Annotated in this window: 15 protein-coding genes and 1 tRNA gene; 9 read left to right on the top strand and 7 right to left on the bottom strand. The window is 71.4% G+C overall.

Annotated elements, in window-relative coordinates:
- Positions 1-49 precede the first annotated feature (49 nt).
- Entirely contained in the window at positions 50-3685 is a 3636-nt protein-coding gene (locus tag ACOWU6_RS12845; protein WP_421075924.1) for a glycoside hydrolase, read from the bottom strand.
- 221 nt (positions 3686-3906) lie between these two features.
- Here ACOWU6_RS12845 and ACOWU6_RS12840 point away from each other — a divergent pair, with 221 nt between their 5' ends.
- Positions 3907-5031 (top strand): branched-chain amino acid aminotransferase, encoded by a 1125-nt coding sequence (locus ACOWU6_RS12840; protein WP_421075923.1) that lies wholly within the window; start codon positions 3907-3909, stop codon positions 5029-5031.
- 51 nt (positions 5032-5082) lie between these two features.
- Here the strand turns inward: ACOWU6_RS12840 and ACOWU6_RS12835 are convergent, their stop codons facing one another.
- Positions 5083-5952 carry an AraC family transcriptional regulator gene (locus ACOWU6_RS12835; RefSeq protein WP_421075922.1) on the bottom strand — a complete coding sequence of 290 codons (870 nt, stop codon included), beginning with the start codon at positions 5950-5952 and terminating at the stop codon, positions 5083-5085.
- Between the two features lie 77 nt (positions 5953-6029).
- Positions 6030-7406, bottom strand: coding sequence for a plasmid pRiA4b ORF-3 family protein (locus ACOWU6_RS12830; protein ID WP_421075921.1), 1377 nt, complete (start codon positions 7404-7406; stop codon positions 6030-6032).
- A 118-nt stretch (positions 7407-7524) separates the two neighbouring features.
- Here ACOWU6_RS12830 and ACOWU6_RS12825 point away from each other — a divergent pair, with 118 nt between their 5' ends.
- From ACOWU6_RS12825 to ACOWU6_RS12815, 3 genes are all read left to right on the top strand, one after another.
- The gene (locus ACOWU6_RS12825) at positions 7525-8097 is read left to right on the top strand and encodes a hypothetical protein (protein ID WP_421075920.1); all 573 of its coding nucleotides are present in this window, start codon (positions 7525-7527) and stop codon (positions 8095-8097) included.
- Positions 8098-8216: 119 nt separating this feature from the next.
- A tRNA-Cys gene (locus ACOWU6_RS12820) sits at positions 8217-8287 on the top strand.
- A 23-nt stretch (positions 8288-8310) separates the two neighbouring features.
- Entirely contained in the window at positions 8311-8898 is a 588-nt protein-coding gene (locus ACOWU6_RS12815) for a 2'-5' RNA ligase family protein (protein WP_421075919.1), read from the top strand.
- A 41-nt stretch (positions 8899-8939) separates the two neighbouring features.
- Here ACOWU6_RS12815 and ACOWU6_RS12810 read toward each other — a convergent pair whose 3' ends face one another.
- The gene (locus ACOWU6_RS12810; protein ID WP_421075918.1) at positions 8940-9302 is read right to left on the bottom strand and encodes a MerR family transcriptional regulator; all 363 of its coding nucleotides are present in this window, start codon (positions 9300-9302) and stop codon (positions 8940-8942) included.
- 50 nt (positions 9303-9352) lie between these two features.
- Between ACOWU6_RS12810 and ACOWU6_RS12805 the strand changes: the two genes are divergently transcribed.
- On the top strand, positions 9353-10243 hold the full coding sequence (locus tag ACOWU6_RS12805) for an aldo/keto reductase (protein ID WP_421075917.1): 891 nt from the start codon (positions 9353-9355) through the stop codon (positions 10241-10243).
- A 1-nt stretch (position 10244) separates the two neighbouring features.
- Here ACOWU6_RS12805 and ACOWU6_RS12800 read toward each other — a convergent pair whose 3' ends face one another.
- Together ACOWU6_RS12800 and ACOWU6_RS12795 are read right to left on the bottom strand one after the other, a co-directional pair.
- Positions 10245-10763: an ATP-dependent endonuclease gene (locus ACOWU6_RS12800; RefSeq protein WP_421075916.1), complete on the bottom strand. Its 519-nt coding sequence runs from the start codon at positions 10761-10763 to the stop codon at positions 10245-10247.
- A 24-nt stretch (positions 10764-10787) separates the two neighbouring features.
- On the bottom strand, positions 10788-11816 hold the full coding sequence (locus tag ACOWU6_RS12795) for a LacI family DNA-binding transcriptional regulator (protein WP_421075915.1): 1029 nt from the start codon (positions 11814-11816) through the stop codon (positions 10788-10790).
- Positions 11817-11990: 174 nt separating this feature from the next.
- Between ACOWU6_RS12795 and ACOWU6_RS12790 the strand changes: the two genes are divergently transcribed.
- The 4 genes from ACOWU6_RS12790 (at position 11991) to ACOWU6_RS12775 (ending at position 16539) form a co-directional block, all read left to right on the top strand.
- The gene (locus ACOWU6_RS12790) at positions 11991-13373 is read left to right on the top strand and encodes an ABC transporter substrate-binding protein (protein WP_282979890.1); all 1383 of its coding nucleotides are present in this window, start codon (positions 11991-11993) and stop codon (positions 13371-13373) included.
- The gene (locus tag ACOWU6_RS12785) at positions 13373-14332 is read left to right on the top strand and encodes a carbohydrate ABC transporter permease (RefSeq protein ID WP_271174117.1); all 960 of its coding nucleotides are present in this window, start codon (positions 13373-13375) and stop codon (positions 14330-14332) included. Before ACOWU6_RS12790 ends, ACOWU6_RS12785 begins: the two co-directional genes overlap by 1 nt.
- A 9-nt stretch (positions 14333-14341) precedes the next feature.
- A complete protein-coding gene (locus ACOWU6_RS12780; protein ID WP_421075914.1) occupies positions 14342-15175 on the top strand; it encodes a carbohydrate ABC transporter permease in 834 nt (277 codons plus the stop codon).
- Positions 15176-15240: 65 nt separating this feature from the next.
- The gene (locus tag ACOWU6_RS12775; RefSeq protein ID WP_421075913.1) at positions 15241-16539 is read left to right on the top strand and encodes a glycoside hydrolase family 32 protein; all 1299 of its coding nucleotides are present in this window, start codon (positions 15241-15243) and stop codon (positions 16537-16539) included.
- A gap of 103 nt (positions 16540-16642) precedes the next feature.
- Here ACOWU6_RS12775 and ACOWU6_RS12770 read toward each other — a convergent pair whose 3' ends face one another.
- A complete protein-coding gene (locus ACOWU6_RS12770) occupies positions 16643-21652 on the bottom strand; it encodes a CshA/CshB family fibrillar adhesin-related protein (RefSeq protein ID WP_421075912.1) in 5010 nt (1669 codons plus the stop codon).
- Positions 21653-21739: the final 87 nt, after the last annotated feature.

Genomic DNA, 21739 nt, shown 5'->3' with positions numbered 1-21739 from the left:
CGGACAGGGGTGCATCCCCGTCCGCCGCAGCGTGTGCGGTATCCGCTTCTCAGCGGCGTGCCGGCGCGGGCAGCATCCGCTGCTCCTCGCTGACGAGGGTCGCGCTCTCGAAGCCGGGAGCCGACACGGTGAGCTCGACGCTCAGGTGCTTGCCGGCGTCGCCGCGGACCGGCGTGTAGCTCGAATCCGTCGCACCCGCGATCGGCCGCCCGTTGCGCAGCCACTGCCACGAGACGTCGCCGTCGGCGGGGGCGGACTCCGCGACCGCCTCGACGGGCTCGCCGATCGCGGGCGCCTCGCTGAGCTCGAGCCGCGTGATCACGGCCGTCCTCGAGATCGCGACGGTCGTCTCGCTCGAGACGGATCCGTCGGCCGATGTCACGACGATGCGCGCGGTCCATCCGCTCGAGGCGTCGGCCTGCTCGACCTCGACCGATGCCTCATCGTCGAGCGCGAAGGCCTGCACGACGGGCGGAACGGACGGATCGGCGGTCACCTCGTAGGCGCTGGCCTCGGGCGAGAAGCCCTCCACCGTCTCGCCGGCCACGCGGAGGTCCGCGAGGGTTGCGACTGCGGCCGGCGAGGCGACGCTCTCGAACAGCTCGACCTCCGAGACGATCATGTGCATCCCCTCGGCGGCGTGCAGGGTGAAGCGCACCCCGGTCGCCGTCCGGGTGGCGAACTCGGCCGTCACGATCGGAGCGCCGGTGGACGGAGACTCCACGGCCTGCGGAGACTCCCAGCCGGGCGCGGGCGCCCAGGTGCCGTCGGCGTCGCGCACCTCGATCGTCATCGTCTCGGCCCAGCTCGGGCGGCCGTCGCGCCAGAAGCGGATCGCGGCTCCGTCGAGGTCGCGCGCCTCGAACGCGTACGTGAGGGTGCTCGTCTGCTGCTGAGCGCTGCCGGACCAGTTCGACCATCCCTTGTCGTCGAGGACGCCGTTCAGGGTGCGCTCCGCCGGGTAGCCGGGCTCCGTGTAGCTGGCCTCGACCGCGACGCCGCCGTCTGCCGCGAAGCTGCGCTGCGTGCCCTCCGTGACGAGCACGGCGAGCCGCGCCTCGAGCTCCGCGCCGTCGGCCTGCGCCGTCCCGGCGATCGAGATCGCACCAGGCTCGGTCAGCGCGCTCTCATCCAGCGTCGTCCAGTCCCACTCGACTGGCACCTCGAAGGCGTGCTCCGACGCCCCCACGCGGGCCGGGACGGTGTCGGGGGCCGCGGCACGCACAGCGTCCGCCGTGGTGCCCGCCGCGACCGTGACCGATACCGGATCCGTCGCGGTGAGGCCGCCGACATCGACGTGCGCGACGACGGTGAACGTCTGCCCGAACAGGTCGACGGCCGTGCCCGGCACCTCCACGCGGCCCTCGTTCTCCCAGGTCGCGTCATCGGGAAGGTCCCACTCGACCGGAACCGCCGCGCCCGTGCCCCACGCGTACGCCGAGAGGACGGTCTCGGGGAGGAGAGGAGCGACGCCGGCCGTTGTGCGCGCAGGGATCGCCGTCCCATTGACGGGGGTCAGGTCGCGCGCCTCCCAGGCCTGGTTCGCTCCTCCGTTGGAGCCGTACACGCCGACCGAGGCGCCCTCGGCCGAGGACTGCCCGCCCACCTCGAGGGCGAGCGCAAGCGCCTCGTTCACGAACGAGAAGCTCTTCCCGTCGGTGGTGTTGACGATCCACCGTGTCTCGGGGCTCTCGGCCGCGGCCGTCGGGTCGATGTCGCGCAGGTCGGTGCCCGCGCTCGTCGCGCCGAGGACGCGCCCGTCGCCGTTCTCGAGCACGACGCGCTGGGTCGCGGTCCTCTCGCCGACGGCGACCGTGTGGGCCGTCCACTTCTGCGCCGCTGCAGTCGCCGTGTCGTCGGCGAGCGTCGTGATGCTCGTCGCCGCACCGGAGCCGCCGGCGGTGAGTGCCTTTCCGCTCTGCGCGCCGACGAGCTGGTAGCTGTGCCCATCCTCGATGGCCGGAGCATCGGCCGAGACGCCGGCGACGCCGTCGATCACGAAGGTCGTGACCGACTTCGAGGGCACGGTGAGCGTGGCCGAAGCGTCGTCGACGGCGACGGGTGCTCCCTCGACGAGCGCGTTCGCGGTCGGCTCATCGGGCGACGGGGCCTCCGTCGTGACGTACGGCGTCACGGTCGCGCCGTCCGCGATCTCGCCGAAGGCGGAGAGATCGAGCGTGACCGAAGCCGCATCCGCGCTCGTGTTGCGGTGGACGATGGTCGCGCCCGTTCCGTCGCCGCGGATGGCCGCGGTGCTCGAGGTGTCGTCGACGGGCACGAGGCGATCGCCCTCGTGGATGAACTTCGTGAAGTTGCGGATGGTGTTGAACTTCGAGTTGACCTCGACGCCGCACGGCTCGACGGCGGTCGAGTCGCCGCCCGCGTCCGCGACGCGTCGCGCCGACTTCCACACGGTGCGGCCATCCTCCTCGTAGGGCTCGCAGTCGAGGTCGATGAAGACCGAGCCCCAGTTGAGGTCCTCGCCCTGCGGCTGCATGTTGTAGAGGTCTTCGACGGGCTGCCAGAGCACCCACGCGCTCGGCTCGAGCTCGCGCAGGTCGTCCATGATCCGACCCGCGATGCCGAGACCGTTCTCGATGTCGACGGGGTCGTAGCCGTCGACCCAGCTGCCCTCGATCTCGCTCATCCAGAGCGGGGTGTCGGCCTGCTTCGCGAGGTCGCGCACGACGAGGCGTCCGCTCGTGCCATACGTGTGCACGTTCATGCGGCTGACGTCCTCGCGCGTCTCCGCGGGGTATGCCGCCCAGTTCCGCGCGAAGATCCCCGGGTTCGTCTCGTCCATGGCCGAGATGCGCGCATCCGTCTCGGCCCCGTCGAGCACGGCGGCGAGCGCCTCGACGACCTCGACCTGGCGCTGCGGCCCGACGTGCATGCCCTCCTGGCGGCCGCCGACCGGAACGCCGTTCTCGAGCCGCGTCCCCCAGTAGTTCGTGTTCGGCTCGTTGAACGGGTCGATCGTGTCGACCTCGATCCCGTGCTCGGCTTCGAGCTGCTCCGTGACGTTGACGAGGTACTGGGCGAACGCCTCGTCCGCCTCGGGCTTGAGCTGCTCGGCTGCCGCGTCGAACCCGCCCGAGACGTAGCCGCTCTCGGTCATGAAGTAGGGCGCCGAGTTCGCGAAGGTCTCCCAGTGCGTGATCTGCCCGTCGGCGACCAGGCGGTCGACCCACCAGCGCTGCGTCTCGTCCGCGTCCCAGTCATAGTGCGCGGGGTCATCCGCGTCGAACGCCGCGAGAACCGCGTCGCGATCGGCGTAGGTCGTCGCCGCTCCGCCGTAGAGCCCCTCGGAGCCGTCGGGATCCGGCGCCCACCAGCCCTCGACGGCGCCGCCTGCGCGCAGGTAGTCGGCCACGTCCGAGGCGTTGCCGCCGCCGATGTTGTAGCGGGCGATGTTGAGGTCGAGTCCGTCCTCGCCGAAGACGGCCTGGTAGAGCTCCTCGCGGAGTTCCTCGGGGTAGTCGCCGGTCGCATTCGCGAACCAGACGAGGCTTGTGCCCCACCCCTGGAACGCCTCGCCCGCGGAGGCGGGGTTCGGCGTGATCGTGACGGATCGCTCCGCCGCCTCGGCCGCGCTCGCGGCGGGTGAGGCGATCAGCGCCCCTCCCACGAGCGCGGCGCCCGTCGTGAGCGCCGCGGCGCGCCGCAGCGTGTGCGATGTCGGCATCGACACTGCCCCTTTCGTCGTCGAAAGCGTCGCGCGGCGCCCGGGCGGGCCACCCGCTGCGACAGACCATGTTTGCGCAACCATAGCGGATGCCGCGCTGCCGCGCTGCCGCCGCAGGCCGCGCGCACGCCACGACCTCGCGATTGGCCCGAGACGGAGCGCGCGCCCCTCTGCGAGTCTGCTCGGATGGGCGTGCCATGCACACGCGGGAAGGGAACGAGATGACGACGACGGCGACCGGATACATGGCAGGCGACTTCGCGGTGCGGCGGCATGCCGCCCCGACCTCGGTCGGCGAGCGCGAGCGCATTCTCGAGGACCCGGTGTTCGGCCAGCGCTTCACTGACCATATGGCGATCGCGGAATGGAGCGCAGACAGCGGCTGGCACGACCTGCGCGTGGAGCCCATGGGGCCGCTTCCGCTCCATCCTGCAAGCGCCGTCCTGCACTACGGGCAGGAGATCTTCGAAGGCCTCAAGGTCTACCGCCACCCGGATGGCCGGCTCGTCACGTTCCGCCCGGAGATGAATGCGCGGCGGATGGCGCGCTCGGCGGAGCGGCTCGCCCTGCCGGTCCCGCCAGAATCGCTGTTCCTCGCGGCGGTCGACGCGCTCGTCGCGCAGGACGCGGAATGGGTTCCCGCGCGGCCCGGCGCGAGCCTCTACCTGCGTCCGTTCGTCATCGCGTCGGAGGCGTTCCTCGGCGTGCGGCCGGCGAAGCAGGCGCTCTTCGGAGTGATCGCCTCGCCCGCCGGCGCCTATTTCTCGGGCGCGAGCGAGGGCGTCTCGCTCTGGCTCTCGACGGACTTCTCGCGCGCGGGGCGCGGCGGCACGGGAGCCGCGAAATGCGGAGGGAACTACGCGGCGTCGCTCGCCGCCCAGCGCGAGGCCGAGGCGCACGGCTGCGCACAGGTGCTCTTCACCGATGCCGAGACGCACACCTGGGTCGAGGAAGCCGGCAGCATGAACATCTTCTTCGCCTTCGCCGACGGCTCGATCGTCACGCCCCCTGCCGAGGGGACGATCCTCGAGGGCGTCACGCGCGACAGCGCGCTCGCGCTCGCGGCCGACCTCGGCCACCGGGTCGAGGAGCGCCCCGTGAGCGTCGGCGAGTGGGCCAGGGCGGCCGCGGACGGCACCCTCACCGAGGTGTTCGCGACGGGAACCGCCGCTGTCGTGACGCCCATCGCCCGTCTCGTCTCGCCCGAGCGCGTCATCGAGACGCCGACCGCGGGCTTCGGCCCGATCGTCGTCCGGCTGCACGACGAGCTGACCGGCATGCAGTTCGGAACCGTCCCAGATCGATTCGGATGGCTGCGGGAGGTCGGTCGCGCGCCGGCCGCCTGACGGCGGGCCATCCACCGCGCGTCTCGCAAGCGGCGGATGGCCCGATGCCCGTCAGGCGCGCTCGACCGGGAGCCAGAGCTCGCACCGGGCGTGGGTGAACGCGGCGTCGTGCTCGAGAACGGCCACGATGGACGGCCCCGGGCGCAGGCGCCAGGGGTTCGACGGGAACCACTCCGCGGCGGTCGCAGCCCACATGTCCTGCAGCGCCTTCGGATGCGGGCCGTCGCTCGTGAAGACGGCCCAGCTGCCGGCGGGCACGGCGATCGCATCGAGGTCGTCGGGAGCGTCGACGTCATCCGAGATCGCGACACCGTGCAGGTAGGTCAGGTCGCTGCCCTCCGCGCTGTCCTGCTCGATGTCGTCGGTCACCTGGAGGATGCCCGCCGGCTCCGTGTCGCCGAGCGCCTTGAGACGCACGTGCTCTTCCATCGGGATGCGGGCGATGTGCTCCTGGATGTGCGGGTTGACCCCCTCGTGAATGAGCGGGACGCGCGTGGCGTGGCCGACCAGCCGGAGTGCGGGGCGTTCGATGAGGCGGACGTGCATGGGGGTGCTCCCTTCGACGGTCAGGCGGAACCTGAGCTGCTGTTGACTGCGGAAGGGGCCGCCGTCGCGACGTGCCTCGCTCGGGCCGACGCCGTGCACGCTGCGGAACGCCCGCGCGAACGCCTCGGTCGATCCGTAGCCGTACCGCACCGCGATCGCGAGCAGGTCGCTCGACGACTCCGCGACATCCGCCGCGGCCAGCGTCATGCGCCGCCTCCGGACGTATTCCGAGACCGGCATGCCCGAGAGCGAGGAGAACATCCGTCGCAGGTGGTGCTCCGTCGTGCCGTGGGCGTGCGCTACGGCGGCCACGTCGATCTCGTCGTCGGGCGTGCGCTCGACGGCGTCGATCAGGTCGTTGAGTGCGGCGATCATGGCCCCTCCTTCCGCATCGAGTCTCGTTCGCACGACCGGTGCTCCGCCCGACCGTTCCGGACCGATCCGGTCGGGCGCTACCGCAGCGCCTCGCGCGCGAAGAGGGCGATGTCGGCGCTTCCCTCGCGCGTGAGCCGCTCGCGCCATCCGAAGAGCACCCCGAGCAGGTCCTCCGTCCGCCCGGCGACGCTCGCGATGTCGTCGCGGTCGAACTCGCCGCTCGGGTGCTGCCATCCCGCCATCGTGAGCCCGAAGGCGATCGCGCGCCACCGCTCATCCGCCGGGGTGCCGTCGGCGAGCGAGAGGAACAGGAGCACGGCCGCGTCGACCTCGGCGTCCTGCAGCTTGCGGTAGAGCCCGCGCGCGACGAGTCGCAGCAGCCTCCGCGGGTGGCCGAGCGCCTTCTTCGCCTCTGCGCCCAGCAGCAGGCGCCCCTTCTGCACGCGCACGAGTCCGAGGCGCTGCGCCGTCTCGCGCAGGTTCGCGATCGGCGGCGTGAGGTCCTCGCGGTTGCCCTTGCCGATCCAGTCCTCGATCCAGCCGAGCGCGGTCATGCCGTCGAGCACGACGTCGGGCGGCAGCCAGCCCGCCGAGGTGAGGTCGATGCCGCCCGCGCCGACGGCATCCACGAGCCATGCGAAAGGGCGGATCAGCCGCTCGGCCGTCGCATCGTCGAGGTCGGTGGGCGCGAGCACGCCGGTGCGATAGAGATGCTGGCGGAGCTCGGAGCGGATGGCCGGAGGCAGCGTCCCGGCGAACGCGACGATGGGCGACTCGAGGTCGACATCGCCCGGCGGGCGCAGCTCGTCGGCCTTGACGAGGCCCGACATGTCGTACGGGTGGACGCCCGAGCCGCTGGGGTTGAAGAGCAGATTGAGCTCGGCCTGGATCGACGGCGGGTCGAAGAACGTGGGGTCCGCCGGCGCCCAGGGCCCGACGGTGTCGGCGACCCACTGCCGGATCTCGTCGTGCTCGGGGTGGTCGGGGTCGGCCCAGATCGCGCACTTCTCCTGATACCCCTCCGCGCCGCCGGAGTCCTCCCACGGCCCGCGATTGCGCCCCGTGCGCAGAAGCACGGGCGGGGCCTCGGCGATCGGCGTCATCTCGTGGTTGATCTCCACGAGGTGGTGCCACGTGTCGCCGAAGTCGTAGATGTAGGCGAGCGGTGACTCCTCGAGGGCGCCGAGGATGGTCCACTCGTCCTCATCGAGGATCTCCGGATCGTCGGACGACGGCTGCCCCCACCGCAGCGGCGGGCGCGGGGTCAGGTCCTCGGTGAGGGGCAGCCCCTCGAAGGTCTCGTGTCGATGGGTCTCGCGCCAGCCCAGCATCACCTGGATCGCCATGTGCAGCTGGCGGATGGTCATCTGGCCGTCGATCTCGAACTCGCGCCAGATCTCCGGCTCGACGTCGCGCAGGGTGACGCGGAGGTAGAGGCGCTCGTCCGGTTCCATGGGTCGATCGTACGGACAGGCCGCGGCCCAACGTTGGGCCAGGGCCCTTGCCGCTGGTGCGCCGCGGCCCTACCGTGCTGTGCGAGGAGTCGACGCGCTCGACGCCGGAGGAGTGCCCATGACCGCCATCACGCCCCGGAGCCGGCCCTGGCTGCTGCGCCGCTGGGCCGCCCTCGCCGGGATCGTGTTCGGAGGGGCGCTCGCCCTCGCGTTCGCGCGCGGCTTCTCGGACGCCGCCGAGGTCGCTCAGGTGCTCACGGCGGCCGGCTTCGTCTACCTCGGCGCCGCGGCGCTCGGCCGGCCCGGCCTCGCGTGGCCGCTCTTCGGCGTCACCTTCGTGCTCATCGGCGCAGGAGCCCTCGTCGACGGATTCGACCCGTTCTGGGCCCTGGTCGTCCTCGCGATCGCGCTCGCCGTCGTCGGCGTCCTGCGCGGAGCCATCCGGCCGCCGTGGGGGCTCCCGCTGCAGGCCGCTGCGATGGCCGCGATCATCGGGATCGCGCTCGTCGTCGCGGCGCTCGGTCAGCCGTGGGCGGGAGTGCTCGTCGGGCTCGGGCTGCTCGGGCACGCGGTGTGGGATGCGCGGCACCTGCGCGCCCGGCGCGTTGTCGCGCCATCCATGGCCGAGTTCTGCTGCGCTCTCGACGCGCTGCTCGGCGTGGCGGTGATCGGGATGTCCGTGGCCGCGTGAGTCACGGTGACTCGGACACGGTGGATTTGTGACCAACGCCCCTGTCGCAGCGCGGTCTGACCGCCGTTCGGAAACACAGGGCCCTGCTCGGTCAGCGCGCCGATATCGTCGGTGGTCACGGTGCCTTGGCCGAGCGGTGAGGCAGCGGCCTGCAAAGCCGCGCAGGCGGGTTCGACTCCCGCAGGCACCTCGTCCCCATCAAAGGAGAAGCCCGTGAAGCGCGCGATCATGACCGACCCCGAGCAGCTGCGGTCGCTCGAGGGCCAGCAGTACGTCGTGCTCTGCCCGACGGGGCCGGTGGCGGCGTTCTTCGACTCGACGCAGGAGGAGCTCCGCGCGGCGGTGCCGACGGCGCCCTTCCCGACGGTCGGGCACGTGACGCTGCGCGGCTTCTCGGAAGCGCGCCGTGTCGGAGAGCTCCGCAATGAGATCCGGGCCTGGGCGGCGGGGATCCCTCCCATCGAGCTGCAGGTGGACGCCGTCGACGCCTTCCCTGCGCCCTTTCAGATCGTCATCACGCGGCTCGCCCGGACCGCGTCGCTCGTCGACGCCTACTCGAGCCTCACCGACCTCCTCGACGCCACGGAGTTCCGTCGGATCGGCGAGCTGCCCCTGGAGCAGTGGGTCTTCCATCTCTCGCTCATCTACGGCGCAGCGCTCTCCGCGGAGGAATGGGAGACGCTGCGTCGCGGAGCCGTCCGCGACATCCCCTCGGGCCCCAGCGAGACGGTCGCGAGCGTCGAGTTCGTGTGGTTCGAGGGCGGTGCCGAGCACTCCGAGACGATCGCGCTCGGCGTCTGAATCACCGTAATTCACCGTGATTCCCGCGCCGCCCGCGCACGTCACACTGCGACGAGTCGTCGCAGCCCTTCGATCGTCTCGCGCTGATGGTCGAGCGTCTCGATGCGCTCGTCGATGGACGCGAGATGCTCGCGCAGGTAGTCGGCGACGCACGCGTCGAGTCTGACGCCATCGCCGATGAAGCAGGGCAGGATCTTCGCGACGATCGCGAGCGGCAGGCCGGCGTCGAGCAGACGCCGGATGCGGAGCACCGTCTCGACGGAGGCGCGATCGAAGCGGCGGTGCCCCGCCGCGGTGCGAACCGAGGTGATCAGGCCCTGCTGCTCGTAGTAGCGGATCGAGCGGACGCTCGAGCGCGTGCGCTCCGCCAGCTCGCCGATCCCGATCACATCGAGACGCTCCATGTCGATCTCCTCTTGCATCTGACACTGATGTCAGGTCCTACGGTCGCCCCATGACCACGACACACGACGCAACCGCTGCCCTGACGGAAACCTTCCCGCTCGGAGGCGACCTCGCCATCCGCCGGATCGGGTTCGGCGCGATGAGGCTCACGGACGCGACCGGCGACGGCACCCAGGCCGGAGCGCGGATCTGGCGGGCACCCGCTGATCCGGCTGCTGCCGTCGCTGTGCTTCGCCGGGCCGTCGAGCTCGGGGTGCAGTTCATCGACACGGCCGATTCCTATGCCCTGGGCGAGAACGAGGAGCTGATCGCCCGGGCCCTGCACCCCTATGGCGAGGATCTCGTGATCGGAACCAAGGTCGGCAACCTCAGGCCATCGCCGGAGGAGTGGGTCCCCCTGGGGCATCCCGCCTACCTCCGTCAGCAGGTCGAGCTCTCGCTCCGACGGCTCCGTCTCGACCGGATCGATCTCGTCAGCCTCCACCGCCTCGACCCGGCGTACCCCGTCAGCGACCAGGTCGGGGCTCTCGCCGAGCTGCGCGCCGAGGGCAAGATCCGGCACATCGGCCTGTCCGAGGTGTCGGTCGCCGAGATCGACGAGGCCCTCGCGGTCGCGTCGATCGCCGCCGTTCAGAACCTCTACAACGTGGGCGCGCGCGATCACGACCCCGTGGTGGACAACACGGCTGCACGCGGTATCGCGTTCGTGCCGTTCTTCCCGCTCGCGGTCGGCGCCCACACGCGCGCCTCCGGAACGCTCGACGAGGTCGCGCGCAGGAACGGCGTCCTGCCCGGCCAGGTGGCGATCGCCTGGCTCCTCCGTCGCTCTGCGAACGTCGTCCCGATCCCCGGGACCACGTCCATCCGCCATCTGGAGGAGAACCTCGCGGCCTCGCGCGTCGCGCTGAGCGATGACGACCTGATCACGCTCGGCGGCTGAATCACCGTGATTCACTCGCCGCCTGGATGACCTCTACGAGCGGTCGGGGCAGCTCGTCGGGGCGGAGGATCGCGACGAGAGCGGAGGCGTAGCGGAGCTTGCGCCCGCCGATCGACCCCATGAAGCGGTGAAGCACCTCCTCGACGGGGTGCTCGCGGTGGAAGGGCTGACCGCGCAGTGCGCGCCACGCGGGCAGGTCGCCCTCCGCCTCAATGACGGCGAGCACGCGATCGGCTCCCGAGGCGCGGATCAGCTCCTCCTCGAGATCGCGCTCGCACGCGAAGAGAGCGGATGGCTGCGCCGACGAATGCGCGAGCGCGCGCTCGACACGGTGGTGCTCGGGCGCGTCGTAGAGCACGACGACGCGGTCGGCCGCGTGCTCTTCAAGGTGACGCAGGAGGTTCGTGATGCCGTACATGACGACGATCTCGGCCGAGAGCGGGCGGCGCAGGGCCACCGCCGCGGCCTGCAGCGCCGCGCGGTCGCTCTCGCCCTCGACGAGGATCACGGTCCGCGACATGAGGGGACGGTAGCAGGGGAGACGTCAGGGCCGCGGCGGCCCCACCGACTCCCGCTCGATGAGCGGCATGGGCACGAGCTCGTGGCCGAGCTCGCGCTCGCCGAGGATCATCGAGGCGCCGAGGGCGCCGATCTCGGGGTAGGGGAGCCGCGCGGTGGTGAGCCCTGGTCGCTGGTAGCCCGCGAGCACCTCGTCGTCGAACGAGATCACCGAGACGTCATCGGGGATCCGGCGACCGCGCTCGAGGAGCACCTGGTAGACCCCGAGCGCGACCGCGTCGTTCGACGCGAGGATCGCCGTGAGGCCGGGTTCCCGCGAGAGAAGCGCCGCCGCGGCGTCGTAGCCGAGCGCTGGCTGCCAGTCGGCGATGTCCACGCGCGTCGGGACGACCCCCGCCTCGTCGAACGCGCGCTGGATGCCGTCGAAGCGCAGCGCGATGGTCGCGCTTCGCCGGAGGTCCGACACGATCTCATCCGGCAGGTCGCCGACGAGGCCGATCCTCCGGTGCCCCGCGTCCAGAAGGCGCCGCGCCACGGCGTACCCCGCTGCGCGCTCATCGGGCAGAACGCTCGGATGATCCGAGGACGATCGCCCGTTCACGATCGCCACGGGCACGTTCGTCGAGGTCTCCGGCAGGTCGATCATGCGCGCACCCATGAGCCCGATGAGGATGCCGTCGACGCGGTGGTCGATCATCGTCTCGAACGCGTCGGCGAGGGCACCGTCGCCACCGCCGGTCTCGGCGATGAGCACGGTGTGCTCGTGCGCCTTGGCGACCTCGAGCGCTCCGCCGATGAGCCCCGAGGCCTGACGCGTCAGCGTGACCTGATCCGAGATGAATCCGATCGTCTGGGTCCTGCCGCGGCGGAGCACACGGGCAGCCGGATTCGGGCGGTAATCGAGCTCGGCTGCGGCCGCCCGCACGCGATCCGCCGCGGCGGCGGAGAGCCTCGAGCCCGGCCGGTCGTTGAGGATCATGCTCACGGCGGCCTTCGACATGCCCGCGCGCTCGGCGACGTCCGCGAGCGTGGCGCGGCGGCTCTGCTTCGGCATGGCACTCCTCGCTGCGTCCTCACCGACGCCCGTTGCTGAATTGTTTCAGCATATCCCTCGCGCACGGTTCCCGACCATGCTACGGTGCATCTGCTGAACGCATTCAGCACTCCATTTCACGGCACACGATCGGCTCGCGCGAGCCGCCGTGGCCCCATCCGCAGGAGCAACAACGTGGTTGAACTGAGTCGCAGGGCTGCGCTCGCCCTGCTCGGCCTCGGGATCGCCGGCACGGCGATCTCCTGGCCGCGCCTGACCGGTGCCGACATCCCCGGTCGCGGCGACGACGCGCTCACCGTCGCCCTCTTCGGGACCGCCCAGGACGCGGCCGCCCGCCAGTCGCTCGTCGAGGGCTTCCAGCGTCTCCATCCCGGCATCACCGTCCGCATCGTCGCGGTCCAGGGCCAGGACTGGAGCAACTTCTTCGCGAAGATCCTCACGATGGTCGCCGCCGGCAACCCGCCCGACGTCGTGTCGGTCGCGACCGAAGGCACGCAGCTCTTCGCCGAGCGGCTCGCCCACCCGATCGACGACTACGTCCAGCGTGACGCCGCCGACCTCCAGGAGTACTTCGACGACGTCCATCCCTCGCTCATCGAGTCGTTCATGTACAAGGGGAGCCTCTTCCAGCTGCCCGACAACTTCAACGCCGCGAACGTGTACTACAACACGGCTGCGTTCGAGCGGGCGGGTCTCGAGCGACCGCGCGACGACTGGACGGTCGACGACTTCTTCACCGTCGCGCGCACGATGAAGGACTCGGCCGAGGGGAGCTTCCTCCCGTACTTCTGGAACAACCGCCTGTGGGGCGGCGTCGTGCCGTGGCTATACGTCAACGACGCGAGCTTCCTCACCGAGGAGAAGGCGCCGGGTGGCGACTGGCTCTGGTCGCGGTTCTACCCCGGCGAGGCGCCGCGCGGCGGCGGCTATCTGTGGCAGAACGCCGACGCGCTGAACGAGCGCACGATCGAGAGCTTCGAGGTGCTGCAGCGGATGGTCGGCGAGGGCATCGCGGCGAACCCCGCGCAGGGCGGCGGCAACGAGCTCGTCTCGCTCTTCGCCCGCGGCTCGGTCGGGATGACGCCGGCCGGCGGGTTCTGGGTGCAGGGTCTGCATGACGCGGGCTTCGCGAACGACGAGTACGACGTCACGTACTTCCCCCGGATGCGCAGCCAGCGCCACCAGTTCGGCGCGGGTGGGTACGCCATCATGCAGACGTCGCCCCGCAAGGACGAGGCGTGGGAGTGGCTCAAGTACTGCATCTCGACCGAGGGCATGGCGCTCGCCCACCAGAAGCCCGACTCGTCGCTGCCGCGCCGCACCCTGAACGCCGAGCTGTACGGCGGCGAGATCGGACCGAAGCACTGGGAGGTGTTCTACGACACCCTCGACCGCCATCCCGACACTGGGCCCATGCCCGCTCCGCCGCAGCAGGCCGCTGTGGAATCCGCGCTCATCAAGAACGTCGTCTCGACGATCACGAACGGGCCCGGCGGCGTGCGCCGCGGACTCGAGACGATGCAGCGCGACCTCGAACTCGCACTGAAGGGACGCTGATGTCCACCGTCGTCACTCCGCCGCCGAGCACGCGCGCGGCCGTCCTCCCTCGGGGCGTGAAGGGCGTTCGCCCCGAGGCCACGGCCAAGAAGGGCAGTCGCCTGCTCATCTGGGTCTTCCTCGCGCCCACCGTCATCGGCCTGGGCCTGTTCAGCTTCATCCCGATCGTCGGGTCGTTCCTTCTCGCCTTCTTCCGCTGGGACGTCATCACGGCCCCCGAGTTCGTCGGCGTGGACAACTTCGTCGAGCTCGCCGCCGATCCGACCGTGCGCGTGTCGTTCCTCAACACGATCGGCTTCGTCGTCGTCGCGGTGCTGCTCCAGCTCGCGGTCGCCCTCTTTCTCGCCGTGCTCGTCCAGTCGAAGATGCCGAGCTGGCTGCGGACGTTCTTCCGCTCATCCCTCTTCTTCCCGCTCATCCTCTCCGCGGCGTCCGTCTCGCTCGTCATGGCCTACCTGTTCAACCAGGAGTTCGGACTCGTGAACCAGGTGCTCGGATGGTTCGGGGTCGCCAACATCGGATGGCTCACGACGGGATTCGGCGCGAAGATCGTCGTCCTGCTCGTCTACGTCTGGCAGAACTTCGGCTTCACGTTCCTGCTCTTCCTCGGCGGCGTCTCGGCCATTCCGAAGGAGGTCTACGAGGCGTCCTCGCTCGACGGCGCGACCGGGTGGACGCAGTTCCGCCAGATCACGCTTCCGCTCGTGAGCCCGACGATGCTCGTCGCCTCGGTCATGGCGATCATCAACGCGCTGCAGATCTTCGACCAGCCGTACGTGCTCACGCGCGGCGGACCGGGCGACGAGACCCGCACCGCAGTCATGGTGATCTACGAATCCGCCTTCCAGCAGCTCGAGTTCGGGCTCGCCTCCGCGATCGGCATCGTGCTGACCGTCCTGATCATGCTGGTGACGCTCGTGCAGTTCCAGCTCAGCAAGCGCTACGTCTTCTACGGATGAGGAACGACGATGTCCATCCACGCAGTTGAAGCCCGCTCCCCGCGGCAGGCCCTCGCCCAGGTCGGAAAGTACGCGGTGCTCGTCATCGCCGCGTTCTTCACGCTCGCCCCGGTCGTCTGGACGCTCATCACGGCGCTCACGCCGTCGAACCCGGAGACGAACGAGACCGAGTTCGGCCTCGGCGCCTTCGCCGACGTCTTCGCGCAGATCCCCGTCTGGCTCTACACCTGGAACAGCGCGCTCGTCACGCTGCTCATCGCGGCCGGGCAGATGCTCACCGCCGCGATGGCGGGCTACGTGTTCGCGCGGTTCGAGTTCCGCAGCAAGAAGGTCCTCTTCGCGCTCATCCTCGCCACGATGATGGTGCCGATGCAGGTCACGATCGTGCCCGTGTTCATGCTGATCCGCGGCATGGGCCTGGCCGACACGCTCCTCGCGCTGATCGTGCCGATGCTGCCGACCGCGTTCGGGACGTTCCTCATGCGGCAGTACTTCATGGGGCTCCCGCCCGAGCTCGCGGAGGCCGCCGAGATCGACGGCGCCGGGCCGTGGCGCGTCTTCTTCGGGGTCTACCTGCCGCTCGCGGCACCGGGTCTCGCGATCGTCGGGATCCTCGCGTTCAACTACCACTGGAACGAGTTCTTCCGCCCGCTCATCCTCACGATCAGCGAGCAGAACTTCACGCTCCCGCTCGGGCTCGTCACGCTCCAGGGCAACCTCGGCACCGGTTCGATCGCGACCGTCCTCGCAGGCGTCGTGCTCTCGATGATCCCCGCGCTGCTCGTGTTCATCTTCGGCCAGAAGCCGCTTCGCGAGGGCCTTACGGCCGGCGCGGGCAAGTAGCAGCTCCGCACGGTCGTCCCGCGTCCTGCGGGAAGCCGCGCGTCACCCCCTCACGAAAGGACCCCATGTCGGACATCCTCGCCCCGGCCGTCGACCACCCCGATCGAAGCTTCCCGCGGCTTCACCCCCGCCCCGCGCGCGGTTGGGTGAACGACCCCAACGGCATCCTCTTCACGGAGGGGCGGTGGCACCTGTTCTTCCAGTACAACCCCGATTCGGCGCGGCACGAGCTCATCTGCTGGGGCCACGTGAGCTCGCCCGACCTGCTGCGGTGGGACGAGCATCCGATCGCCCTGCGCCCGCAGGAGGGCGGGCCCGATGCCGCCGGCTGCTTCAGCGGCGTCGGCGCGCTCGACGACGGCGTCCCGACCGCGATCTACTCGGGGGTCGTCGGCTTCGACGGTCGCTCGGAGGTCGTGATCGCGCGCGGATCTTCCGACGCCGAGACGTGGGAGCAGACCGGACACGTCGCGGCACGGATGCCGGCCGACCCCGCGATCAGGATGGTGCGGGATCCGTTCCTCTTCGAGCTCGGCGGCCGCCGCTGGGCCCTGCAGGGATCGGGTCTCGCGGGGGATCGAGGCGCGCTACTGCTCTATGCCGCCGACGACCTCGACGCGTGGGAGGAGCACGGTTTCCTGCTCACCTCGGAGGACGAGGTGGCGGCGCAGCTGCCGGCGTGCGAAGGCTGGGAGTGCCCCCAGCTCGTGCGCAGCGGCGACGACTGGGTCGTGCTCGTGTCGCTGTGGCGCGACGGCCAGCCTCATCTCGGTGTCGGCTACATCATCGGCGCGCTCGACATCGATCCCGCCTCGGGCCTGCCCGCGTTCCGCGGGCGCGCTTCGGGGATCCTCGACGAGGGGGCGGCGTTCTATGCGCCGCAAGCCGTGCAGGATGAGCACGGCGACCGCGTGCTCCTGTGGGGATGGGCGCAGGAGGTCGCGGAGGACGGCGCCCGTGCGCGCACCCAGGAGGACAGCGACGCGCAGGGATGGTCGGGGCTGCTCACGTTCCCGCGCGAGCTGAGCGTGCGCGGCGACGACGTCGAGCTCGCACCCGCACGCGAGCTCGACGCGCTCCGGGCCCAGGAGGTCGACCCCGCAGCGCTCCCGGATCAGGCGGAGGTCCGGCTCTCGGGGGAGGGGGCGGCCGACCTGCGCCTGGGCGACCAGGTCGTGTGGCGGGGCGAGCTCGAGGGTGACGACGTGCGCATTCTCATCGACGCGTCGATCGTCGAGGTGCACCCGCGGGGACGCGCATCCGTCACCCTGCGTGCGTATCCCGCGGAGGGGGAGCACTACGCCGTGTCGGCTGAGCCGGGGGTGTCGGCGACCGCGTGGCGGCTGGCGCTGCCCCAGGAATGAGGCTGGTGTCGCCGCGTCTCGCGGCGACTCGCGGGGCGGGCCACCGTGGCAGACAGAGAGACGGCCGGCCATCCTTGCGGATGACCGGCCGTCTCTCATCGGGTCAGGCCGCGTCGCGCTCGCGACGACGGCGGACGACCATCAGGGCCGCACCGCCCGCCGCGGCGACGAGCGCCGCCAGAAGCGCACCCACCGTGATCGACACGCCCGTGGGCGACAGCGAGCCGTCGTCTTCTGGCTGCGGGGCCGGTGTCGGGTCCGCCGGCGCACTCGGCGCGGGGTCGGCGGGGTCGGATGGCGCGGGCTCCGCGGGCTCGCTCGGCTCCGGCTCCGCGGGCTCGCTCGGCTGAGGCGCCGGGTCCGTCGGCTCGGGCTCTGCCGGTTCGCTCGGCTCGGGCGTGGGCTCGGGTGCCGGGTCCGTCGGCATCGGCTCCGGCGTCGGCTGAGGTGCCGGGTCCGTCGGGGTCGGCTCGGGCGTGGGCTCGGGTGCCGGGTCCGTCGGGGTCGGCTCGGGCGTGGGCTCGGGTGCCGGGTCCGTCGGGGTCGGCTCGGGCGTGGGCTCGGGTGCCGGGTCCGTGGGGGTCGGCTCGGGCGTGGGCTCGGGTGCCGGGTCGGTCGGAGTGGGCTCCGGGGTGGGCTCGGGCGTCGGCGTCACCGTCGGGTGCTCCGTGCACAGGCGCGAGTCGGGGTCGCACACGGCCGGCGGCTCCTCGCCCGTCCGGGTGAGGTGGTTCGCCAGCGTGTGATCGCCCTGCTCGTCATACGGGCGCACCTCGACCGTGTAGGTCACCGTGGCCGTGGCCTCCGTGTCCAGCGTTCCCGTGACGTGCAGCACGTCACCGTCGAGGACGGCCGTGAGGCCATCCGCCGTCGGACCCTCGACGAGCTCGGCGTCGTCCAGCACGTCGGCGAGCGAGTCGGTCCAGTCGACCGCGGTCGCGGCCTGGCCGTCGTTCGCGAACGACAGCGTGTACGTCACGCGGTCGCCCGCGTCGACGGCCGTGTCCGATGCCGGGTCGGCCGACTTCTCGGCCGTGATGCGGCCGATGGGCGTCACGGTGCAGTCGGCCCCGTCGCACGTCGCCGGCGGCTCCTCACCCGAGGGCACGAGGAAGTTCGCCGCGACGTCGTTCCCGCGCTCGCCCTCGGCGTTGACGACGACCGTGTAGCGCACGGTCACGACCTGGCCGGCCGCGAGCTCGCCGGTGATCGCGAAGGCGCCGTTCAGCACCTCGGTCACCTGCAGCGCGTCATCGGAGGCCACCGGGGCCTCGCTGAGCGTGGCGTCGTCGAGCACGTCGGCCAGGCGGTCGATGTGCGCGACGGTCGCGGGGCCCTCGCCCTGGTTGTCGAACGTCAGGGTGTAGGTGAGCTCCGTGCCGGTCACGATCGGGTCGGACGACGCCTCGACGGCCTTGCCGGTGAGCAGGCGCCCGATGGGCGTCACCGTGCAGTCGGGGTGCTCGCCGTCGGCCGGCTGACACGTCGGCTCGGTCGGCGGCTCCTCGCCCGCCGGCAGCAGGAAGTTCGCGGCGATGTCGTCGCCGCGCTCGCCGTCGGCCTTCACGGTCACCGTGTACATGACGGTCTCGACCGAGCGCGGTGCCACCTCGCCCGTGATCGCGATCGTGTCGCCGTCGCGGATGGCCGTGAGGGCTCCCGCGGTCGGCTCGACGGTCACGTCGGCGTCGTCGAGCACGTGGACGAGGTGGTCGACCTCGTCGACGCTCGCGGGCGCCTCGCCCGTGTTCTCGAAGTGGAGCGTGTAGGTCAGCTCGGTTCCCGCGGCGACGGGCGTCGCGGATGCCTCGACCGACTTCCACGAGGCGAGCTCGGGAACGGGGTGCTCGGTGCACGACACGAGGGCGTCGTCGCACGACGGCTCCTCGAGGTCGCTCGGCGCGAGGACGTTGGCGAGGCGGTTGTCGCCGCGCGCGCCATCTTGCCCGACCTCGACCGTGTACGCGACGGTCGTGACCTGGCGCGGCTCGAGCGTGCCCGACACGCGCAGAGCGTCTCCGTCGATCACCGCGTCGAGCACCGCGGAGGACGGGTCGTCGACGAGGGCCGCGTCATCGAGCACACCGGACAGGTCGTCGACGTAGTCGACGCCCCCGGCCGCCGTGCCGTCATTGCGGAACTCGAGCGTGTAGGTCACGCGCTGGCCCGCGACGACCGTCTCGCCCGTCGCCGGATCGGCCGACTTGGCGGCCGAGATCGCGGGCATGGGGGTCGACGTGCAGTCGTCGCCGCTCTCGCACGAGGTGCTCGGGGTCTCACCCGGCGCCATGAGGAAGTTGTCGGCGCGGTGGTCGCCGCGTTCGGCGGCGGCCCTGACGGTGACCGTGTAGGTGATCGTCGCGGTCTTGCCCGCGCCGATCGTGCCGCCGATCGCGAAGCGGCCGTCCTGCACCTCGGTCACCGTGACCGACTCCGTGTCGGACGACGGCTGGGTCGTCAGATCGGCGTCGTCGAGCACGCCCGAGAGGTCGTCCTCACGGGCGACGGGCGCGGTCGTCTCGCCCGTGCCCGTGACGGTGATCTCGTAGGTGAGCACCGTGCCCTCGCCGACCGGATCGGTCGACGCGGTCACCGACTTCGCGTACTCGACGGCCGCGATGGGCGTCGTCGTGCAGTCGGGGAAGCGCGCGGCGTCGGGCTCGCACACGGGCTCGGTCGGCGGCTCCTCGCCCGCGGGCAGGAGGAAGTTCGCCGCGATGTCGTCGCCGCGCTGCCCATCCGGCTTCACGGTCACGGTGTACCGCACCGGCACCGTGGCGCCGGGAGGGACCGTGCCCGTGATGGCGATGCGGTCGCCGTCGCGCACGACTGTGAGCGTGTCGGACGACGGCTCGACGGTGACCCTGGCGTCGTCGAGCACGTGCACGAGGTGGTCGACCGCGTCGACGGTCGCATCGGCCTCGCCGTCGTTCGCGAACCACAGCGTGTACTCGAGCGTCGAGCCGGCGACGACGGGGTCGTCGTCCGTCTTGACGGTCTTCCACCACGTGAGGTTCGCCGCCGGGATCTGCGCGAAGTCGCAGCTCGGTGCGCCGGACGCGGTGTCGGCCTCGGGCACGCACGCGGTGTTGCGCAGGACGTTGTCGCCCGTGCCTCGGAAGTCGACCGTGTACTCGATCGTCACCGTCCGGCCCGACGCGAGAGCGCCCTGCCACGTGAGATAGCGCTCGCCGTCGAAGACGGGCTGCGGGTCGACATCGGACGTCGCGGTGCCGAAGACCGCGTCGTCGAGCACGTCGACGAGGTCGTCCTCGACGCGCGCGGGCTCCTCGGCCGTGAAGGCGCCGGGGCCCACGTTCGTGAGCTCGATGCGGAATGTCGCGGTCTCGCCGACGGCGGGGAGCTCCTCGGTGACCGCGGTCTTCACGACCTTCAGCTTCGGGAGCAGGTGCACGGCCTCCGCGCAGGGCTCGCCCGTCGTCGGGTCGACGCCGCCGTCGGCGGGGTCGCAGCTCGGGGTCGCCGGGTTCTCGGGGTCGTTCGGCTCCCACGCGACGTTGCGCGCGGTGCCGTCTCCGCCGGCCTTCACCGTGGTCGTGTAGGTGATCTCGACGGCGTCGCCCGCGGCGAGGGGCCCGGTCCACGACAGCAGCGGCTCGGCGTAGGCGAGGTCGCCCTCGCGGTCGGCTCGCGCGTCGTCGTTGTACGCGGCATCGTCCAGCACGCCCGAGAGGTCGTCGAAGACGACGGCCGGGTACGCGTCGGTGTACGCGGTGGCTCCCGTGTTCCGCGCGCGGACCGTGTAAGTGACCGTGTCGCCAGGGCGCGTGTCCGCGGTCGCGTCCGAGATCTTCTCGATCGCGAGGTGGGGCAGGGCGATCGAGAGCGCGTGGTCCTCGACCTCGCCCGTCGTCGTCATCCCCACGGGCGAGGCGACGCCATCCGCCGTCTGGGCGATGCGGATGCGCGCGAAGCTCGCGCCGTCCTGCGCGTCCATCGGCACGGTCCATGCCAGGTCGACGGACGAGCCGACGCACTCGACCGCTCTGGAGCGCTCGCCGTCGTCGAAGGCGCCGTTGCGGTTCCAGTCGATCCAGGCCGCGACGAACCCGGGCCCGGTGCAGGACACGTCCTCGATCACGTAGGGCTCCCCGGGCGTCACATCGATCGATCCGATCGCGGCCACCGCGTCCTCATCGGCCTGGGCGGTGCGGTCGTCCGCGTCGGCGGCCGCGCTGAACTGGTGGCCGTTGTCCGAGTCGACGATCGCGCCGAGGCGCGTGCGCGGCTGGCTCTGGGTCGCCAGCGCGAACGACGACGAGGAGACGTTCGTCTCACCCACCGGCACCTCGCCGCCGGTCCAGGCGCGCTCGAAGAGGGCGCCGGCAGCGCCGTAGCTCTCGGGGGCGTCGCCGAAGTCGGCCTCGAGGACGACGCCGAGCGCGACGGCGCTCTTGCCGCCGCCCTTGACCGTCACGGCGGCGCCGGTCGCGCCGTCCATGTAGCCGATCGCCATCGGGCCGCTGCCACCCCGCTGTCGCGAGGAGCACTGCTCGGCATCGGGGTGCAGGCGCAGGGTCTTGTCGGTGGCGAGGGTCGCCAGCACGTTCGTGTCGCAGCTGCGCGCCCGCTCGATCACGCGCCAGGTCGTGGCGGCCTCGTCGGGCTTGGCCTGGACGTACTCGCCCTGGCTCCGGTTGCTCGACTCCGCATCGGCGACGACGAGGCCGCCGAGCGGCACGAGGGCGCCGTTCAGGCGCGTCTCGCACGAGAAGTGGAAGCTCACCGTCGCGCCGTTGTCGCGGTTCACGAGGCCGTACACCATCTGGTTCGCGGAGCCCGCGCCGCCGATGTTGTACAGGTCGTCGAGCGAGTCGCCGCTGTAGTCGCCCGAGCGGTACGCCGCGACGCTGCCGACGACATCCGTGATCGTGCACGTCGTCGTGAGCTCCTGGCCCGCGATGTCGCGCGTGCTCGTCGCGGTCGTCCCGTTCGTGATCGGAGCGCCGCTCGCGCCCCATTCGATCCAGTCGATGGCGCCGATGTGCCGGCCCGATCCGCCCTCCGCATACGTCGCCGCAGCGGGCTCCGCGACGACGAGCGCGCCCGTCGCTCCGACAAGCCCTGCGACGAGCGTCGTGATGACGGCCATCGCGCCGCGTCGCGTCCTGCGTCGTCGTCCGTCACGGCGCCTTCCGCGCACGCCGAACGTCGGTGTCTCCGTTTTCACCGGTGCCTC

This window comes from Microbacterium sp. SA156, from assembly GCF_049065455.1.
In the GTDB taxonomy this organism is placed as follows: Bacteria; Actinomycetota; Actinomycetes; order Actinomycetales; family Microbacteriaceae; genus Microbacterium; species Microbacterium barkeri.
The sequence above is the reverse complement of the archived record's forward strand: the minus strand, read 5'-3'. Positions and strand labels throughout refer to the sequence as shown.